Origin of the sequence: Streptomyces sp. NPDC093097, assembly GCF_044754325.1 — a bacterium.
Classification (GTDB): Bacteria; Actinomycetota; Actinomycetes; order Streptomycetales; family Streptomycetaceae; genus Streptomyces.
The window spans coordinates 128,400-145,875 of sequence record NZ_JBIVOW010000021.1 but is presented as its reverse complement, the minus strand read 5'-3'; the positions used below and the strand labels follow the sequence as shown (position 1 = coordinate 145,875).

Sequence of the window (17,476 nt, the reverse complement as noted above, 5' to 3'; positions counted from 1 at the left end):
GACGGTCACCGTGCGGAACCGCCGGATGCCGACCGCCGGATATGCCGCGGCCGTGACCGGCGTGGGCCTGCTCACCGCCGCAGGCGTCGGAGCCGCGAGGAACTGGGAGGCGGTGACCGGCACCAACAAGCCCTCAGGAGTGCGCCGGCCCGACGAACTCCGGGGGCTCCAGGCCGACTTCATGTATCTGGTCGACGGCGTCGACATCGCCGCCGAGCTGGACGCGAACAGCCGGCGGCTGCTGGACCGGTTCTCCCAGCTGGCGGTCCTGGCGGCCCGTGAGGCCGTGGCCGACGCCGGCCTCTCCCCGTCCCGGTGGGAGCGGGACCGCGTCGCGGTGGTCATCGGCAACGCCAACGGCGGGCTCCCGGGCTACGAGGCGCAGCACACCACCTTGCTGGAGCGCGGGCACCGCCGCGTCTCGCCCATGCTGGCGGCCCTGTTCACCAGCAACAGCGCGGCGGCAGGGGTCTGCCGGGACCTGGGCGCCAACGGGCCCAGCATGGCGATCAATTCCACCTGCGCCTCGGGCACGGACAGCGTCGGCTATGCGCGTCAGCTCCTCCAGGCGGGCCGATGCGATATCGCCATCGCGGGGGGAACGGAGTCCGTGTGTTCACGGTTGATCGTCGCGAGCCTGTGCAAGACGAAAGGGCTCTCGACGCGACGGGACGATCCTGCGGGCGCATGCCGCCCCTTCGACGCCGGTCGGCAGGGGTTCGTCCTGGGGGAGGGCGCCGGCATCCTCGTCCTTGAACGCCCTGAGCACGCCCGGGCCCGGGGTGCCCGTGTCCGGGCGCATGTCGTCGGCTACGGCTCGTCCAATGACGCCTACTCCCCGGTCGCGCCGCATCCTGACGGCGCGGGCGCGGAACGGGCCGTGCGCGAAGCCCTGGCCGATGCCGGCGCGGGCCCCGCGGAGATCGGCCATGTCAATGCGCACGGCACGTCCACCGTGCTGAACGACCGGGTGGAGGGCGCGATGCTGCGGCGCGTCCTGGGCGATCACCCCTTGGTCACCTCGACGAAGGGGATGACCGGGCACACCCTGGGTGCCGCCGGTGCGATCGAAACCGCTTTCACGGTACTGGCGGTCCAGCACCAGTTGGTGCCGCCGACCGCGAACTTCGAGGAACCGGATCCGCAGATCCCCGTCGAGGTGGTCGCCAAGGACGCCCGACCCGCACGCTTTGATCTCGCCGTGAAGTCCAGCCTCGGGTTCGGTGGACACAACGCCGCATTGGTCATCAGTCGCCCTTGAGTCGGCGCCGCCCCGCAGTTGAGGACGTATTCCGAGGATGGAAATGAGCGCGGAGACAGTCAAAGCCCTGACGGTGGAGGGGCTTACCTATTACTACCGATTGCTGCGGCAGCCCGATCCGCAGACCGAACCGATCCTGGTGCTGGGCGGTGCCCTCCAGGACAAACACGGGTGGACGCATCTCGACGAACCCGTGGGACCGCTGGCGAGCCTGCTGACACTGGACCTGCCCGGTGCGGGCCAGGCCGATCCCCTACGGCACGACCAGGGCATGGACACCATGTGCCGCGCGGTGGAGCGCGCTCTGGACGACCTCGGCTTCGGCCGGGTCAATCTTTTCGGCTATTCCTTCGGTGCCCGTATCGCCTTCTCTTTCGCCCAACGCCACCCCGACCGGATCTCCCGACTCCTTCTCGGGGGTGTACCCGCCTACATCACCGAGCAGCAGATCGCCCAATGGCAGGACGCCGCACGGTACATGGCGCGCGGAGCGCCCGACGAATTCATCCGCCGCGCGCTGCGGCTGTGGCTCTGCCAGGACGAGAGCCGCACGGTCCGGCACCGGAAACTCGCCCATCGCTATGTCAAACGCCTGGTCACCCATGCCATTTCCGCCAACCCCCGGAACTTCACGCATCTCCATCGCTCGGCATCCGAAGACGTCGACGCCCGCGGCGGGCTTCAGGGCGTCCCCACCCTGGTCTTCTGCGGCGAACACGACACGGTGTCCGCGCCGCACAGCCAAGCGGCCTTCGCCCGGACCATCAGCGGAGGGCGCTTCCTCACCATCCCCGAATCGGATCACTGGGTGTGCTTCGAACGCCCCCAGGAGGTCACCGAGCTCATCGCCGCGTTCTTCACCGACCAATCCCTCTGCGCGGCCGAGTGGATGGCGGAGAGCGAGTACTGCCTGGAGGGCATCCGCGCCTAGTCCGTGAAGGCGGGCGGCCGCCCGCTCCGCGCTCCTGTGTGGTCGTCGCGTTCCCGGCGGGGGCCGTCGGGAGTGCCTAAGCTTCCGCCGTGAACGACAACGACACCACACAGGACATACGGATCCGGCCCGGCGGCCCGGCGGACGCGCCGGCCATCTTGGACATGCTCGACGCCGCGGTGGTCTGGATGAACGGGCGCGGCAACACCGAGCAGTGGGGCACGACACCGTATTCGCAGCGGCCCGGCGGGACGGCGCGGGTGGAGCGGTACACGACCGAGAACGCCCCGTACATCGCCGAGGTGGACGGCAGGCCCGTAGGAGCCCTGGTGCTGGACTCCGGCCCCAGCCCGGAGATGCCGATCGCGCCGGTCGAGGAACCGGAGCGGTACGTCCGGCTGTTGGTCTCCGATCGACGGCATGCCGGGCGGGGCGTCGGGGCGGCGCTGCTGGCCCATGCCGTCGCGGAGACCCGGCGGGCCGGGATCGCGCTGCTGCGTGTCGACTGCTGGGCGGGCGGTGGGGGCGAACTGGTCGCGTACTACGAGCGCAACGGCTTCACCCCCACCGAGCGCTTCCTGTCCGGTTCCTGGCCCGGGAAGGTGCTCGCCCAGCGGGTCGGCTGACGCACTCGGGACGGACCCGACCGGCCGTCACTGCGCCGTCCAACCCCCGTCCAGCGGAAGGGAGATGCCCGTGATGCCCGCGGCCGGCGGAGCGCACAGCCACAGGACGGCGCGGGCCACCTCCTCGGGCTCGATCAGGCGCTTGATCGCCGGGTGGGCCAGCATCACGCGCGTCACCACCTCGTCCTCCGGGATGCCGTGGGCGCGGGCCTGGGTGGCGATCTGCTGTTCCACCAGCGGGGTGCGCACATAGCCGGGGTTGACGCAGTTGCTGGTGACGCCGTGCGGGGCCGCCTCCAGGGCGACGACCTTGCTGAGCCCCTCCAGGGCGTGCTTGGCCGCCACATAGGCCGACTTGTAGGGGCTGGCGCGCAGTCCGTGGACGGAGGAGATGTTGACCACCCGGCCCCACTCGCGCCGGTACATCTGCGGCAGGGTGCGGCGCAGGATGCGGAAGGGTGCCTCCACCATCACCCGTTGCAGCAACGCGAAGCGCTCCGGGGGGAATTCGTGGACGGGCGCGACGTGCTGGAGTCCCGCGTTGTTGACCACCACGTCGGCGTCGTCCGGCAGCGTGTCCACCGCGTCCGGATCGGACAGGTCGACGAGGTGCGCGGTGCCGCCGATCGCCGCGGCGAGCTGCAAGGTCGCCTCCTCGGAGCGGTCCACCACGTGGACCAGGGCCCCGGCGGCCGCGAGGGCCTGTGCGCAGGCCCGTCCGATGCCGCCGGCGGCTCCGGTGACCAGGGCGGTCCGCCCGGCCAGGAACCGCGCACCGACCGCCGCGTGGTCGGCGTCGCCGCGCGGATCACCTTCCGTGGAGGCCCTGGGGCCGGGGCTGCTCTGCATGGGCGCCACGATAGGAACCGAACGCCGCGCGGCACATGTGAGCACCGCCCACATTCCCCCGCGCCACCGTGGGCGTCCGGCACATGTCCGCTCGCCCCTCCCGCCTCGTAACGTGCCGCATCAGCAAGCCGCGTGGCATGCCGTCGTGCGGTGTCGGGCGCGGTGGGACCCGGGCGCGATGCCGGCCGGTGCGCCGCCGCTCCTCGACGTCCGCCTCAGAACCGGGAGCCGCCATGCGTTCCTCGTCCCCGCATCCCGCGCGCCGCCACTCGCCGCGGCCGGCGCTCGCCGCCGTCCACGGCCTCCTCGCCGCGTGCCTCGGTGTACTCGGCCCCACCGCCCCGCCCGCCGCCGCGGCGGGCGGAACGCTCCAGCAGGTCACCGACTTCGGCGCCAACCCCGGCCACCTCCAGATGTACGCGTACGCGCCGGCCGGCCTCCCGTCCGGCGCGCCCCTGGTCCTCGCGCTGCACGGCTGCACCCAGAGCGCCCCCGACTACTACGCGCACTCCGGCTGGCCCAAGTACGCCGACCGGTACGGCTTCGCGCTGGTCTTCGCCCAGACCACGCCGGTCAACAACCCGCTGTCGTGCTTCAGTTGGTTCGACGCCACCAAGGACACCCGCGGCAACGGCGAGGCCGCCTCCCTCGTCCAGATGGTGCGCCACGCCGCCGCCCAGTACGGTTCGGACCCGCACCGCGTCTTCGTCACCGGCCTGTCGGCGGGCGGCGGGATGACCGCCGATCTGCTGGCCGACTACCCCGAGGTGTTCGCCGGCGGAGCGGTCAACGCCGGGCCGCCCGCCCACTGCGCGCTCACCCTGCTCCAGGCCTCCCTGTGCCAGACCAGCGACCAGCACCTCACCCCCGCCCAGTGGGGCGACAAGGTCCGCGCGGCCCGCCCCGGTTACGCCGGCCCCTGGCCGCGCCTCGCGGTCTGGCAGGGCACCGCCGACACCACCGTCTTCCCGGTGAACGCCACCGAACTGCGGGACCAGTGGACCGATGTCTGGGGGATCGGCCGGACCCCGTCGCACACCCGGACCCTGCCGGGCGGCACCACCGAGAGCCGTTACGACGACGGCAGCGGCACGACCGCGGTCGCGGTCTACACCGTCCCCGGCATGGGCCATGGCCTCGCCGTCGACCCCGGGCCCGGCCCCGACCAGTGCGGCGCCACCGGCACCCACTACCTGGGCTCCCTGTGCGCCAGCTACTACACCGCCGCGTTCTTCGGCCTGGACGGGTCCGCGGGCGGGGCCGGAGCCGAGCGTCAGGCCGTCCGCACCCGAGCGGCCCGGGACTCCAGGTAGCGCTGCTCGGCCAGGCTGGCGGTGGCCTTGGCGGCGCGCCGGTAGTGCGCGTGGGCGCCGGCGGTGTCGCCGGTCTGCTCCAGCAGATGCGCCCGTACGGACAGCAGCCGGTGGTGCCCGGCCAGCCGCGCGTCGTCGTCCAACGTGGCCAGCAGGGCCAGTCCGGCCCGGGGGCCCTCGGTCTCGGCGAGCGCGATCGCACGGTTGAGGGTGACCATCGGGTTGGGCGCGATCCGCTCCAGGATCAGGTAAAGGGCGTGCACCTGCGGCCAGTTGGTCTCCTTGGCCGTGGTCGCGTCCGCGTGGGTGGCGGCGATGGCGGCCTGGAGCTGGTACGGCCCCAGGCTCCGGCCGGCCAGCGCGCCCTTGGCCAGCTCGGTGCCCTCGTCGATCAGCCCGCGGTCCCACCGCGTACGGTCCTGCTCGTCCAGCGGCACCAGGTCGCCGTCCGCCGTCGTCCGCGCCGCCCGGCGGGCGTGGGTCAGCAGCATCAGGGCGAGCAGCCCGGTCACCTCGTCGTCCTCGGGCAGCTGCGCGTGGACCGTCCTGGTCAGCCGGATCGCCTCGTGTGCGAGATCGGCGCGGTGCAGTGCGCGGCCCGAGGACGCCGTATAGCCCTCGTTGAAGATCAGGTACAGCACGTGCAGGACGACCCGCAGCCGCTCCTCGCGCTCCGCGCCGGCCGGCAGGCCGAACGTGCTGCCGGCGGCCTTGACGCGCTGCTTGGCGCGGCTGATCCTGGCCGCCATGGTGGCCTCCGGCACCAGGAACGCGCGGGCGATCTCGGCGGTGGTCAGGCCGCCGACGGCCCGCAGCGTCAGGGCGGTCTGGGAGGCCGCGGTCAGCGTCGGGTGGCAGCACAGGAACAGCAGCAGGAGCGTGTCGTCGGTGTCCGGGACGTCCTCGGGCACCACCTCGGCGGCCGTCGCCGACTCCCGCTCGCGACGGGCCTGGTCGCTGCGCAGCTGGTCGACGAAGCGGCGGGCGGCGACCGTCGTCAGCCAGCCGCGCGGGTGGTGCGGCACCCCCTCGGCCGGCCACTGCACGGTGGCGGCGAGCACCGCCTCCTGCACGGCGTCCTCGCACCCCTCGAACTGGCCGTACCGGCGGACCAGCGCGCCGAGGACCTGCGGCGTGAGGGCACGCAGCAGGTCCTCCAGAGCCGGAGCCGTCATGATTCGAGGTCTCCGTCGGCGAACATCACCTGACGCACCTCGAGCCCCAGTCCCTCGATCGCGGCGTCCGGGATCTGCGTGGCCAGCTCGATCGCCCGCTCCTTGTTCTCGCAGTCGACCAGGTAGAAGCCGCCCAGGTACTCCTTGGACTCCAGGAAGGGGCCGTCGGTCACCACCGGCCGGCCGTTGCGCACGGACACCACCACGGCCTGGGACGGGTCCACCAGCGCCTGGGTGGTGACCAGTTCGCCGGACTCCTTCAGCCCCGCGATGAACGCGGCGTGGCCCTGGCCGATCGCCGCCTTCTCCTCGTCGGTCAACGCGTCCAGCACGGCCGGGTTGATGTGCATGCTGATCAGGAACTGCATCGGGTCCTCCTTGTGGTGGGCGGGGCTCTTCCGGGTGGTGGTCGGAGCCGTCGTCAGTGTTTTGACATCCGGCCCGGAACTTTCGCACCGGATTTTCGTCCGCGTCGACACCTCTCCGGCTGCCGCCGCTCTTCCCGATGACGAGACGACGCGCGCGTAGCTCCCGCGTGGGTGCCGGCGGCGCGGTCGAGGCCGCGGGGGCGTCCCGTGCGTGGCGGGACCGGCCGACTGCCGACGGTTGCCAGGGTCCGCCGCCCGGCCCGATGGCGGGCCGGACGCCGCCAGCGGCTAAGGTCGGCCGTGCCGATGCGTAGGCTCGTGCCGACATGGTGCTGAGCCGGCGCCCAGGGAAGGGAAGAAGATGCAGGTCGGAGCGGTGTCGTGAGATTTCTGCACACCTCCGACTGGCACCTGGGCCGGTCCTTCCACCGAGTGAACCTGCTCACCGCCCAGCGCGCGTTCCTCGACCACCTCGTCGAGACCGTGCGCACCCGCGACGTCGAGGCGGTGCTGGTCGCCGGCGACGTCTACGACCGGGCGGTGCCGCCGCTGGCCGCCGTGGAGCTCTTCGACGACGCCCTGCACCGGCTGGCCGCGCTCGGCGTCCCCACCGTCATGATCTCCGGGAACCACGACTCGGCCCGCCGGCTCGGCGTCGGCTCCGGACTGATGCGGAGCGCCGGCGTCCATCTGCACACCGACCCGGCACAGTGCGGTACGCCCGTCCTCCTGGCGGACGCGCACGGCCCGGTCGCCTGCTACGGGCTGCCGTACCTCGAACCGGCCATGGTCCGCGACGCCCTCGGCGCCCCGCGCGCCGACCACGCCGCGGTGCTCGGCGCGGCCATGGACCGGGTCCGCGCCGACCTCGCCACCCGGCCCGCCGGCACCCGCTCGGTGGTGCTGGCGCACGCCTTCGTCACCGGCGGCGCCCTCAGCGACAGCGAGCGGGACATCACCGTCGGCGGCGTCGCCTCCGTCCCGGCCGCGGTGTTCGAGGGTGTCGACTACGCGGCCCTGGGCCATCTGCACGGCTGCCAGACCCTCACCGAGCGGATCCGCTACTCCGGGTCGCCGCTCGGCTACTCCTTCTCCGAGGCCACGCACCGCAAGTCGTCCTGGCTGATCGACCTCGACGCGGACGGCGCCGTGCACGCCGAGCGGGTGGACTGCCCGGTGCCCCGCCCGCTCGCCCGCCTCCGCGGCCCCCTGGAGCAGCTGCTGGACGACCCGGAGCTGGCGCGGCACGAGGACTCCTGGGTCGAGGCCACGCTCACCGACACCGCCCGCCCGGCCGAGCCGATGGCCCGGCTCAGCAAGCGGTTCCCGCACACCCTCAGCCTGGTCTTCGACCCCGACGAGGCCCCGGCCCGCCCCTCCGCCTCGTACGCCCAGCGGCTGCGCGGCCGCAGCGACCAGGAGATCGCCGAGGACTTCGTCGCCCACGTCCGCGCCGGCCGCGGCGTCGACGAGGGCGAACGGGCCGAACTGCGGTCGGCCATCGACGACGTACGGGCCGCCGACGCGGCCGCGGAGGTGGCGCGATGAGGCTGCACCGGCTGACCCTGACCGCGTTCGGCCCGTTCGCCGGCACCCACACCGTCGACTTCGACCGGCTCGCGCGCGAGGGCCTGTTCCTGCTGCACGGGCCGACCGGCGCGGGCAAGACCTCGGTCCTGGACGCGGTCTGCTTCGCGCTCTACGGCTCGGTTCCCGGGGCCCGGCAGAGCGGCCAGGCACTCCGCAGCGACCTGGCGGACCCGGCCACCCCCACCGAGGTCGTCCTCGAACTGACCGTCGCCGGACGGCGGTTGGAGATCTCCCGGCTGCCCGAGCAGCCGCGCCCGAAGAAGCGCGGTACGGGGACGACGAAGGAGAAGGCGGTCAGCCGGCTGCGGGAGTTCGCGCCGGCGGCGGACGGCGATCCGGCCGCGGGGGAGTGGCGTGCGCTCAGCCGCTCCCACCAGGAGATCGGCGAGGAGGTCGGGCAGCTCCTCGGCATGAGCAAGGAGCAGTTCTGCCAGGTGGTGCTGCTGCCGCAGGGCGACTTCGCGCGCTTCCTGCGGGCGGACGCCGAGGCCCGGGCCCGGCTGCTGGGCCGGCTCTTCGACACCGGGCGGTTCGCCGCGCTGGAGGAGCAGCTCACCGCCCGCCGCAAGGCCGCCGCCGACCGGGTCGCGGCCGGTGACGAGCGCCTGCTCGCCCTCGCCCACCGGATCGCGCAGGCCGCCGGCGACACCCCCGACCTCGCCGACCCGTCCGTGCCGGCCCCGGCCGCCCGCGCCGCCGTCCCCGCCCAGGCCGGTCCCGGCGGACGCGGCGGTCGCGGCACCCGGAGCGCGGCAGCGGCCCGCGCCGCGGACGGGGACACCGGAACCGCCGGACCCGCCGGACGCAATGGACGTACAACCCGGAGCGCGGCACCGGCCCGCGCCGCCGACGGGGCCGAGCCCGCCACCGCGCCAGGCCCCGGCGAACCCGGCTTCGCCGACGCGGTGTTGGCCCGCGCCGCCGTCGCCCGGGTCGGCGCACAGGAACGTCTGGAGATCGCGCAGAGTGCGGTGGCCGCCGCCGAGGCGGTCGAGCGCACCGCGGCCGGCCGCTGGGAGGAGGCCCGTGAACGGGACCGCCTCCAGCGCCGCCACTCCGACGCCCGGCACCGCGCCGAGCGGTTGGCTGCCCGCTCCGACGAACGCGACCGGCTGCACGCCCAGTTGGCGCGGGCCCGGGCCGCCGCCGAGGTCGCCCCGGTCCTCGCCCTCCGGGACGCCGCCGGACGGGAGCTGGCCGACGCCCAGGACGCCGAACGGCGCCACCGGACCCCGCTGCCGCCCGACCTCGCCGACGCCCAGGGCGACCAACTGGCCGCCCGGGAACGGGAGGTGCGGGCCACCCTCGGCTCCCTCGCCGCGGCCCGGCGGGCCGAACGGCGCGCCGCCGACCTCGCCCGGGAGCGTGCGGACCTCGACCGCGAGGCCCGCGCCGACGAGCAGACGCTGCTGGACGCCGCGGAGTGGCTGACCGGCTGGGACGCCACGCGCCGCGCCCACCAGCGCCGTATCGACGAGGCGCAGGAGGCCGTCCAGCGCGCCGAACAGCTCGCAGCCCAGCTCGCCCCGGCCGCCGAACGGCTCGCCGCCGCCCGCCGCCGCGACCGCCTGGCCACCGAACTCGCCGCGGCCGAACGGCAGGTGCTGACCGCCCGGGAGCGCGCGGCGGCCGCCCGGGAACACTGGCTGGACCTCAAGGACCGGCGGCTGCGCGGTATCGCCGCCGAACTCGCCGCCGGCCTTTCGGCCGGCCGGGCCTGCGCGGTGTGCGGTTCCACCGCCCACCCGGACCCGGCCCGCCCCGGCGCCGGCCATGTCGACCGGGCGGCCGAGGAGGCCGCCGAGGCCGACCACCGCCGCGCCGACGACGCCCGGCAGCGCGCCGAGGACGATCGCCAGTCCGTCAAGGAGGCGCTGGCCGCCGCCGGCGCCACCGCCGGTGACGCCCCGACCGCCGAACTGGCCGCCCACGCCGAGCAGTTGACGCGGGAGGCGGCCCGCGCCCGCACCGCCGGCGCCGCCCTGCACACCGCCCGCGAGGCGCTGGCCCGCGCCGAGCGGGAGCACGAGCGCCGCCGCGAGGACCAGCAGCGGGCCGAACGCCGGGCCGCCGCCCGCACCTCCCACCGCGAGGCCCTGGACCGCGAACGGGCCGCACTGGAGGCCGAACTGACCGAGGCCCGCGGCGACTGCGCCAGCGTCGCCGAGCGCGCCGCCCGACTGGAGCGGCAGACGACCCTGCTCGCCGCCGCGGCCGGCGCCGCCCACACCGCCGCGGCCTGCGCCGAACGCCTCAAGGACGCCGACGCCCGCCTCTCCGACGCGGCCTACCGCACCGGCTTCGCCACCCCCCAGGACGCCGCCGACGCCCTCCTCCCGGACGCCCGACGACAGGCGCTCCAGCACCAGTACGACGCCTGGCAGGCTGAGTCCGCCGCCATCGCCGCCGAACTCGACCACCCCGAACTCCGCGCCGCCGCGGCCCTGCCGCCCGCCGAGCCGGACGCCGCCCGCACCGCCCACCAGGCCGCCACCGCCCGCCTGCGCACCGCCACCGCGGTCCTCGCCGCCGCCCGGGATCGCCGTACCGCCCTCGCCCATCTCTCCGCCGACGCCGTCCGCGACGCCCGCGAACTGGCCCCGCTGCGCGCCGCGTACGACCGCATCGCCCGCCTCGCCACGCTCACCGCCGGCACCTCCACCGAGAACGCCCGCCGGATGCGGCTGGAGTCCTACGTCCTGGCCGCCCGTCTCGAACAGGTCGCGGCCGCCGCCAGCGCCCGCCTGCACCGGATGTCCGCCGGCCGCTACACCCTCGTGCACTCCGACGAACGCGTCGGCGGCGCCCGCCGCTCCGGCCTCGGCCTGCACGTCATCGACGCCTGGACCGGCCGTGAACGGGACACCGCGAGCCTCTCCGGCGGCGAGACCTTCTTCGCCTCCCTGGCGCTGGCCCTCGGCCTCGCCGACGTCGTCACCGACGAGGCCGGCGGCATCCGCCTGGACACGCTCTTCATCGACGAGGGCTTCGGCAGCCTCGACGAACAGACCCTCGACGAGGTCCTCGACGTCCTGGACGGCCTCCGCGAACGCGACCGCAACGTGGGCATCGTCAGCCACGTCCCTGACCTCAAGTCCCGCATCCCCACCCAACTGGAGGTCCTCAAGGACCGCTCCGGCTCACGGGTCCGACACCGGGTACCGGGCGACGCCTGACGATGCGCCGGCCCATCGGCCGGCGACTCAGACACTGACCGCGCGGCACGGCGCGGCACCCAGAGCACCCCCTGCCTCCCCCTCTGGCCTTTCGCTGCCGTAAGGCTCCCCCTGGTTTGCGGGAGAAGGAGATACGCAGCTATGCCATGGAAGTTGATGGATTCCATCCCGATGACACCAGTCAGATGAAGTCGGCGCTCCTGAAGTTCATCAAGGGCTTCCTGCCGAAGGCCGCGCAAGGGGACGGCTGCGGAGAGGCGTCTCGGTCCAACGCGACTCCGTAGGGCGGAATGGGCGGGTTGCGGCACTCGGTCGCGAACCGCTGTGGTGGAGGAAGTCGTCGAGCCCACGCCGTCGACCTGTTTCGAGCCACGACGCGTTCGGGACCTGCCCGGCGGCCCGTCGGGTGGAGCGGTCAGGTGCTGACGGGGCGTCGGGGGAGCGGTGAGGAGTAGACCACGCTGGTGGCCACTTCGCCCAGGGCGCCGATCCGGCCGGAGACCTCCTCCAGGTGCTTCATCGACCGCGCCGCGACCTTGAGGAACAGGCAGTTCTCGCCCGTGACATGGTGCGCCTCCAGGATCTCCGGCGTGTCCGCCAGCAGGTCCCGGAAGGGCTCGCCGTTCCCGACGGCGTTCCGCAGCCGGACGAACGCCAGCACCGGAAGCCCGACCCGCTCCGGCTCGATCACCGCCGCGTAGCCGGAGATCACCCCGGACTCCTCCAGGCGCCGCACCCGTGTCGCGACCGTGCCCGGCGAGACGTTCACCGCCCGCGCCAACTCGGCGTGGCCCACCCGCCCGTCGTGCTGGAGGACGTCGAGGATGCGCCGGTCGACGGCATCAGGGGAGTATCCGGTCATCCCCGCTGTCTAGCAGGCGTGTCACCTGGTGGGCAAGGGGGTTGGGGTGCGGGCGCGGGCTCCGGCGGCCGCTGCTCGGCCGTGCGCCCCCGTGCCCGCGCTGCGGCCGGCCACCCCGTGGGGGGCGGGTGGCCGGCCATGGCGCGCGGACTCCGGTCGGTGCGCCGGGAGTTCGGTCAGAGCGCCGAGAGTTCCGTCAGCAGGTCGTCCAGGCCGAGCGAGCCCTGCGACAGCGCCGCCATGTGCCATGCCTTGAGGTCGAAGTCCGCGCCGTGCCGGGCCCGGGCGGCCTCCCGGCCCTGGAGCCAGACCCGTTCGCCGAGCTTGTAGCCGATCGCCTGGCCGGCCATGCCCTGGTAGCGGATGATCTCGCTCTCGACGAAGTCGGCCGGCCGGCTGCAGTGCGCGGCCATGAACGTCTGGGCCAGCTCCGGCGTCCAGCGCTCGCCCGGGTGGAAGGGCGAGTCGTCCGGGATCCGCAGCTCCAGGTGCATCCCGATGTCGATGATGACCCGGATCGCCCGCATCATCTGCGCGTCCAGGTAGCCCAGGCGCCGCTCCGGGGTGGTCAGGAAGCCCAGTTCGTCCATGAGGCGCTCGGCGTACAGCGCCCAGCCCTCGGCGTTGGCGCTGACCATGCCGACCGTCGTCTGGTAGCGGGAGAGCCGGTCGGCGACGTGCACCCACTGCGCGAGCTGGAGGTGGTGGCCGGGGACGCCCTCGTGGTACCAGGTGGAGACCAGGTCGTAGGCCGGGAAGCGGGTCTGGCCCATGGGCGGCAGCCAGGTGCGGCCGGGGCGGGAGAAGTCCAGCGACGGCTGGGTGTAGTACGGGGCGGCGGCGCTGCCGGGCGGCGCGATCTTCGACTCCACCCGGCGGACCCGCTCGGCGAGGTCGAAGTGGGTGCCGTCCAGCGCGTCGATGGCCTCGTCCATCAGCGACTGGAGCCACTGCCGGGTCTCCTCGACGCCCTCCACCGCCTCGCCGTGCTCATCGCACCACGCCAGCGCCTCCCACGGCGTCCTGGCGCCCGGCAGCACCTTCTCGGCGTCGGCCTCCATCTCGGCCAGCAGCCGGTGGAACTCGGACCAGCCGTAGGCGTACGCCTCTTCCGGGTCGAGGTCGGCGCCGTTGTAGAAGCGGGCGAGGCGGGCGTACCGCTCGCGGCCCACCACGTCCGGTGCACCCTCGATCGCCGGGCCGTAGACGTCCCGGAACCAGTCGCGCAGTTCCACCAGGGCGCCGGTGGCCGCCTCGGCGGCCGTGTCCAGCTCGGCGCGCAGCGCCTCGGGGCCGGGGGCGGTGAACTCGGCGAACCAGCTGCGGTCGGTGCCGATCCACTCGCCGAGCTGTCCGATGACGGTGGTGACCTGGCGCGGCCCGGCGGGGAGGTTCTTCTCCAGGCCGGCCTGGAGGGAGGCGCGGTAGCCGGCCAGTGCGGCGGGCACGGCGCGCAGCCGCTGGGCGATCGCCGCCCAGTCCGCCTCGGTGTCGGCGGGCGTGAGGGTGAGGGCTTCTCGTACGTGGTGCAGCGGCGAGCTGAGGTTGCTGACGGTGCGCAGGCCCTCGTCGGCGTCGTGGACCGCGAGTTCCGCGGTGAGCCGTTCGCGCAGCAGCCGTGCGCAGATCTTCTCGGCGGCGCTGTCCGCGCCCGGGCGGGCCTCGGCCTCGGTCAGTTCGTCCAGGGTCGTACGGGCGAGCCGGGCCACCGCTTCCTGGCCCTCGGGCGAGAAGTCGGGGAGTTTGCCGGAGCTCTCGGCGACGCCGAGGAAGGTGCCGGTGATCGGGTCCAGTTCGACGAGGGCGTCGACATAGGCGTCGGCAACCTGGCGGGGCAGCGGACCGCTCGTGGGAGTAGTGGTGTTGGACATGCGGGCCATCCTCGTACGGATCGAGCCGCCGCGTCACCACCATTCCGACTGACGTTGCTGACGTTGCTGACGTGTTCGTCGTCCGTCCGTCCCCGGGTGAGAGGGGGAGCGCGGCGGGATGTGCCGGGCCGTCGGGGCGCGGGGGCCGGCCGGACGCCCCGGCGGCAGGGCACCGGGGGCGTCAGCCGTCCCGGACCCGGAGCGCCTCCCGGGGCTCCCGGTGGGCCGGGACGCCCGTCGGGCGTGCCGTGATGACCAACGTGCCCTCCTCGATCTGGTAGTCGAGCGGCAGGCCCAGGCTCCGCATCGCCGCGACCATGCCGGTGTTGGACGCCTGGGTGACGGCGTAGACGCTCTCGCTGCCGGTCTCGGCGGCCATCGCGACCAGTCGGCGCAGCAGTTCCGCGCCGACTCCGCGCTGCTGCCAGGCGTCCTCGACCAGCAGCGCCACCTCGGTCTCGTCGCCGTCCCACAGCAGGTGGCCCAGGGCGACCAGCCGTCCGGAGGCGGTCTCCGCGGCCAGTGTGCGGCCGAACCGCGGGCTGAGCAGATGCCCGAGGTAGCGGTCGGCGTCCCCGACCGGGCCGTGGTAGCGCTGCGCCAGCGTGCGGTCCGAGCAGCGCTGGTGCATCGTGCGGGCGGCGGCCAGGTCGCCGGGGCCGGCACGGCGGATCGTGATGTCGTTGCCCTCCGGCAGCGTGAGCACCTCGCGGCGCGGGGGTACGCGCGGGCCGAGCCGGGTGTCCAGCTCGACCAGTGCGCGCGCCCGGGCGAACTCGGTGGGGGTGAACGGCAACTGCGGCCTTTCGATGGTGAGCGAGCCCCCGGAGGGCGCGCGGAAGGTCATGGTGTGGTCCGCCAGCACGCCCTCGGCCGGCACGGCTTCGGCGAGCGGCCGGCCCGTCAGCGACCGGGCCGGCACCGAGTGGAGGGTGCACCGCCCCAGCAACTGCCGTAGCGCGAGCGGGAGTTCGGCGGAGTCCAGGGCGGTGCGGGTGGCCAGGGCGAGCATCCGGGTCGGGCCGTCGACGAGGTCGTGCGCGTCGGCCCGCTCCAGCCAGCTGTGCGTGCCGCCCGCGCCGGCGACCGCGCGGGTCAGCTGTGCCGGCGCCAGCCCCGCCGGGGCGCGCAGCAGGAACTCGTCGACGGTCCCCGTGGACAGCGGGTGGGTCTGGAGGCTGAGGATGTCGATGTGCCGGGCGGCCAGGGCCGTGCACAGGGCGGCCAGGCTGCCCGGCTCGTCCCGGACGGTGGTGCGCATCCGCCACAGCACCGCCTCCCGGGCGCCGGCCTCGGGAGCCGGTGCGGCGGGCGGTGCGGTGGCGCCGGTATCCGCGGTGATCGGCGGTGGTGGAGCGTGTTCGTGCCGGCGCACTGCGTGATCTCGCCGGCGTGCCCACCAGACGTGGAAACCGGCCGTGGCCAGCAGGGCGACCGCGCCGGCGCACAGCAGCACGGGGCCGGAGGGGCCGCGGACGAGGGTGTTGGCGACGGCGTCGGCCACCGCCACGGCCGTGAACAGGGCGGCCAGCTCGACGACGTCCCGACGCCAGTGGTGGCGCCGGGCCGAACGGGCGGAAGTCGCATCAGTCATGCCGACAGCCTGGCCGACGGGTGTTGCCTGGCCGCCAACACCTTGTGTCGGGCGGGTAAAAGACGCAATCGACGCATTGGCCTCTACTGTCCAACCCGTCCCGGTTGCAGCGTCTTCGCGAACAACACCTCTCCACCCTCCTGACGCAACCGCACCGTCAGCTCCCCGCTTCCCCCGTCGATCACGACCTCGCCGAAGTACTGCGGACTCTCCGCGGGGGAGACGTTCGCACGGTCCGGTGCCTTGACGAACGGCTGCTCCGGTCCGAAGGTTCCGTCCAGCTTCACGGCCGGGAAGCCGCCCGCGTTCAGCGGCCCGGAGACGAACTCCCAGAACGGCTCGAAGTCCTTGAACGCGGCCCGCTCCGGCGCGTAGTGCTGCGCCGAGGTGTAGTGGACGTCGGCGGTCAGCCAGAGGGTACCGGTGATCCGCTGGTGCTTGATGTGCCGCAGCAGCTCGGCGATCTGCAACTCCCGCCCCAGGGGCGCGCCCGGGTCGCCCTGCGCGACCGCCTCGAAGTTCTCCGGGCCGTCTGTGACGACCAGGCCCAGCGGCATGTCCGCGGCGATCACCTTCCACACCGCCCGCGAGCGCGACAGCTCCCGCTTGAGCCAGCGCAGCTGCTCGGCGCCCAGGGTGCCCTGCGGGTCGTCGGTCTGCCGGTCGGGGGAGTTGGCGTTGCGGTAGCGGCGCATGTCCAGCACGAACACGTCCAGCAGGGGGCCGTGCCGCAGGACGCGGTAGACCCGGCCTCCGGCGTCCGGGCGGAGCGTGCGGATCGGGAAGTACTCGCCGAACGCGCGCAGCGCCCGCGCGGACAGCACGTCGACGTCCTTGACGCGGTACCGGTCGTCGTCCAGCAGCTGGCCCGGATACCAGTTGTTGTGCACCTCGTGGTCGTCCCACTGGGTGATCGTCGGCACCTGGGCGTTGAACCGGCGCAGGTTCGCGTCCTGAAGGTTGTAGCGGAACGCGCCGCGGAACTCCGCCAGCGTCTCGGCGACCTTGGACTTCTCCTCCGTCGTCACGTTCCGCCAGACCCGGCCGTCCGGCAGGTTCACCCGCTCCGGGATGGGGTTGTCGGCGTAGATGTTGTCGCCGCTGCACAGGAAGAAGTCCGGGTCCAGGCGCCGCATGTCCTCGTAGACGCGGTAGCCGCCGTGCTCGGGGTTGATGCCCCAGCCCTGTCCGGCCAGGTCGCCGGACCACAGGAACCGCATGCCCTCCCGGCGGCCGCCACCGCGGCGGCTGTCGGGCGCCGTGCGGAACGTGCCCGTCACCGGCTCGCCGGCGTGCCCGGGGCGGTCCGGATCGGCCAGCAGCACCCGGTAGTGGATCTGCTCGCCGGCCGGCAGTCCGTGCAGCGCGGTCACCCCGGTGAAGTCCGTACCGGGACCGAGCAACGGCCCGTACCAGGTGCGGGCGTTGCGGAACGCCTCGGTGGCCGCGGTCTGCACCACCATCCGGGCCGGCCGGTCGGACCGCGTCCACACCAGGCCGGACGAGGCGGTCACGTCGCCGGCCTGTACGCCCCAGGAGGCGCGCGGCCGCCCGCCGCGCACCAGTGCCGGCGCGGCCGCCGCGGGGGGCGGCAGCGGCCACCGCAGGCAGCGCGAGTGCCGCGGAACCCGCCGCCGCGCCCTGAAGGAGCGCCCGCCGTCCGAAGCCACCGCCGGAACCCTGCGCCATGTCCTACCTCCGTGCTGCGTCGATCTCGTTCGTTCCGTCCCGTTGGTATCGCTGTCCGGTGCCGCACGCACGAACTCCCGGTGAACTCCCGTCATATGAGGCGCGAACCGGGACCAGGGTCGCAGGACCAACGACCGATCGCCGGGTACCGACCCGGAGCTCTACGCTCCG

The 17,476-nt window shown here is 74.0% G+C and carries 12 protein-coding genes and 1 pseudogene; 6 read left to right on the top strand and 7 right to left on the bottom strand.

The window, feature by feature from the left end; all coding sequences use genetic code 11:
* Positions 1-25 precede the first annotated feature (25 nt).
* From ACIQE0_RS30120 to ACIQE0_RS30110, 3 genes are all read left to right on the top strand, one after another.
* The gene (locus tag ACIQE0_RS30120) at positions 26-1,261 is read left to right on the top strand and encodes a beta-ketoacyl-[acyl-carrier-protein] synthase family protein (protein ID WP_402338182.1); all 1,236 of its coding nucleotides are present in this window, start codon (positions 26-28) and stop codon (positions 1,259-1,261) included.
* Between the two features lie 43 nt (positions 1,262-1,304).
* Entirely contained in the window at positions 1,305-2,192 is an 888-nt protein-coding gene (locus ACIQE0_RS30115) for an alpha/beta hydrolase (RefSeq protein ID WP_366336682.1), read from the top strand.
* A gap of 164 nt (positions 2,193-2,356) precedes the next feature.
* On the top strand, positions 2,357-2,818 hold the full coding sequence (locus ACIQE0_RS30110; protein ID WP_402338225.1) for a GNAT family N-acetyltransferase: 462 nt from the start codon (positions 2,357-2,359) through the stop codon (positions 2,816-2,818).
* 27 nt (positions 2,819-2,845) lie between these two features.
* Here ACIQE0_RS30110 and ACIQE0_RS30105 read toward each other — a convergent pair whose 3' ends face one another.
* Complete coding sequence (locus ACIQE0_RS30105) at positions 2,846-3,667, bottom strand: 3-hydroxybutyrate dehydrogenase (RefSeq protein ID WP_366336685.1); 822 nt, start codon at positions 3,665-3,667, stop codon at positions 2,846-2,848.
* Between the two features lie 233 nt (positions 3,668-3,900).
* Here ACIQE0_RS30105 and ACIQE0_RS30100 point away from each other — a divergent pair, with 233 nt between their 5' ends.
* Positions 3,901-4,980, top strand: coding sequence for an alpha/beta hydrolase family esterase (locus ACIQE0_RS30100; RefSeq protein ID WP_402338177.1), 1,080 nt, complete (start codon positions 3,901-3,903; stop codon positions 4,978-4,980).
* Here ACIQE0_RS30100 and ACIQE0_RS30095 read toward each other — a convergent pair.
* A complete protein-coding gene (locus ACIQE0_RS30095) occupies positions 4,941-6,155 on the bottom strand; it encodes an RNA polymerase sigma factor (protein WP_402338174.1) in 1,215 nt (404 codons plus the stop codon). The two genes, ACIQE0_RS30100 and ACIQE0_RS30095, sit on opposite strands and share 40 nt — an antisense overlap.
* Complete coding sequence (locus ACIQE0_RS30090) at positions 6,152-6,523, bottom strand: YciI family protein (RefSeq protein ID WP_366336691.1); 372 nt, start codon at positions 6,521-6,523, stop codon at positions 6,152-6,154. Before ACIQE0_RS30090 ends, ACIQE0_RS30095 begins: the two co-directional genes overlap by 4 nt.
* 381 nt (positions 6,524-6,904) lie before the next feature.
* Between ACIQE0_RS30090 and ACIQE0_RS30085 the strand changes: the two genes are divergently transcribed.
* Complete coding sequence (locus ACIQE0_RS30085) at positions 6,905-8,071, top strand: exonuclease SbcCD subunit D (RefSeq protein WP_402338171.1); 1,167 nt, start codon at positions 6,905-6,907, stop codon at positions 8,069-8,071.
* Entirely contained in the window at positions 8,068-11,289 is a 3,222-nt protein-coding gene (locus tag ACIQE0_RS30080) for an AAA family ATPase (RefSeq protein WP_402338168.1), read from the top strand. The genes ACIQE0_RS30085 and ACIQE0_RS30080 overlap by 4 nt, the downstream gene beginning before the upstream one ends.
* A gap of 415 nt (positions 11,290-11,704) precedes the next feature.
* Here ACIQE0_RS30080 and ACIQE0_RS30075 read toward each other — a convergent pair whose 3' ends face one another.
* The 4 genes and pseudogenes from ACIQE0_RS30075 to ACIQE0_RS30060 all read right to left on the bottom strand — a co-directional run bounded on the left by ACIQE0_RS30075 (position 11,705) and on the right by ACIQE0_RS30060 (position 17,305).
* Entirely contained in the window at positions 11,705-12,151 is a 447-nt protein-coding gene (locus ACIQE0_RS30075) for an Lrp/AsnC family transcriptional regulator (protein WP_366336697.1), read from the bottom strand.
* A gap of 176 nt (positions 12,152-12,327) precedes the next feature.
* Positions 12,328-14,022, bottom strand: coding sequence for a DUF885 domain-containing protein (locus ACIQE0_RS30070; RefSeq protein WP_402338164.1), 1,695 nt, complete (start codon positions 14,020-14,022; stop codon positions 12,328-12,330).
* A 181-nt stretch (positions 14,023-14,203) separates the two neighbouring features.
* Positions 14,204-15,616: a GNAT family N-acetyltransferase gene (locus ACIQE0_RS30065; protein WP_366336701.1), complete on the bottom strand. Its 1,413-nt coding sequence runs from the start codon at positions 15,614-15,616 to the stop codon at positions 14,204-14,206.
* 83 nt (positions 15,617-15,699) lie between these two features.
* A pseudogene (locus tag ACIQE0_RS30060) lies at positions 15,700-17,305 on the bottom strand (alkaline phosphatase D family protein).
* Positions 17,306-17,476: the final 171 nt, after the last annotated feature.

What these genes read in the sequence shown, in the direction of transcription:
- ACIQE0_RS30120 (WP_402338182.1), top strand. Translation starts at nt 26, where the DNA reads ATGCCGACCGCCGGATATGCCGCGGCCGTGACCGGCGTGGGCCTGCTC.
- ACIQE0_RS30115 (WP_366336682.1), top strand. Translation starts at nt 1,305, where the DNA reads ATGAGCGCGGAGACAGTCAAAGCCCTGACGGTGGAGGGGCTTACCTAT.
- ACIQE0_RS30110 (WP_402338225.1), top strand. Translation starts at nt 2,357, where the DNA reads ATGCTCGACGCCGCGGTGGTCTGGATGAACGGGCGCGGCAACACCGAG.
- ACIQE0_RS30105 (WP_366336685.1), bottom strand. Translation starts at nt 3,667, where the DNA reads ATGCAGAGCAGCCCCGGCCCCAGGGCCTCCACGGAAGGTGATCCGCGC.
- ACIQE0_RS30100 (WP_402338177.1), top strand. Translation starts at nt 3,901, where the DNA reads ATGCGTTCCTCGTCCCCGCATCCCGCGCGCCGCCACTCGCCGCGGCCG.
- ACIQE0_RS30095 (WP_402338174.1), bottom strand. Translation starts at nt 6,155, where the DNA reads ATGACGGCTCCGGCTCTGGAGGACCTGCTGCGTGCCCTCACGCCGCAG.
- ACIQE0_RS30090 (WP_366336691.1), bottom strand. Translation starts at nt 6,523, where the DNA reads ATGCAGTTCCTGATCAGCATGCACATCAACCCGGCCGTGCTGGACGCG.
- ACIQE0_RS30080 (WP_402338168.1), top strand. Translation starts at nt 8,068, where the DNA reads ATGAGGCTGCACCGGCTGACCCTGACCGCGTTCGGCCCGTTCGCCGGC.
- ACIQE0_RS30075 (WP_366336697.1), bottom strand. Translation starts at nt 12,151, where the DNA reads ATGACCGGATACTCCCCTGATGCCGTCGACCGGCGCATCCTCGACGTC.
- ACIQE0_RS30070 (WP_402338164.1), bottom strand. Translation starts at nt 14,022, where the DNA reads ATGTCCAACACCACTACTCCCACGAGCGGTCCGCTGCCCCGCCAGGTT.
- ACIQE0_RS30065 (WP_366336701.1), bottom strand. Translation starts at nt 15,616, where the DNA reads ATGACTGATGCGACTTCCGCCCGTTCGGCCCGGCGCCACCACTGGCGT.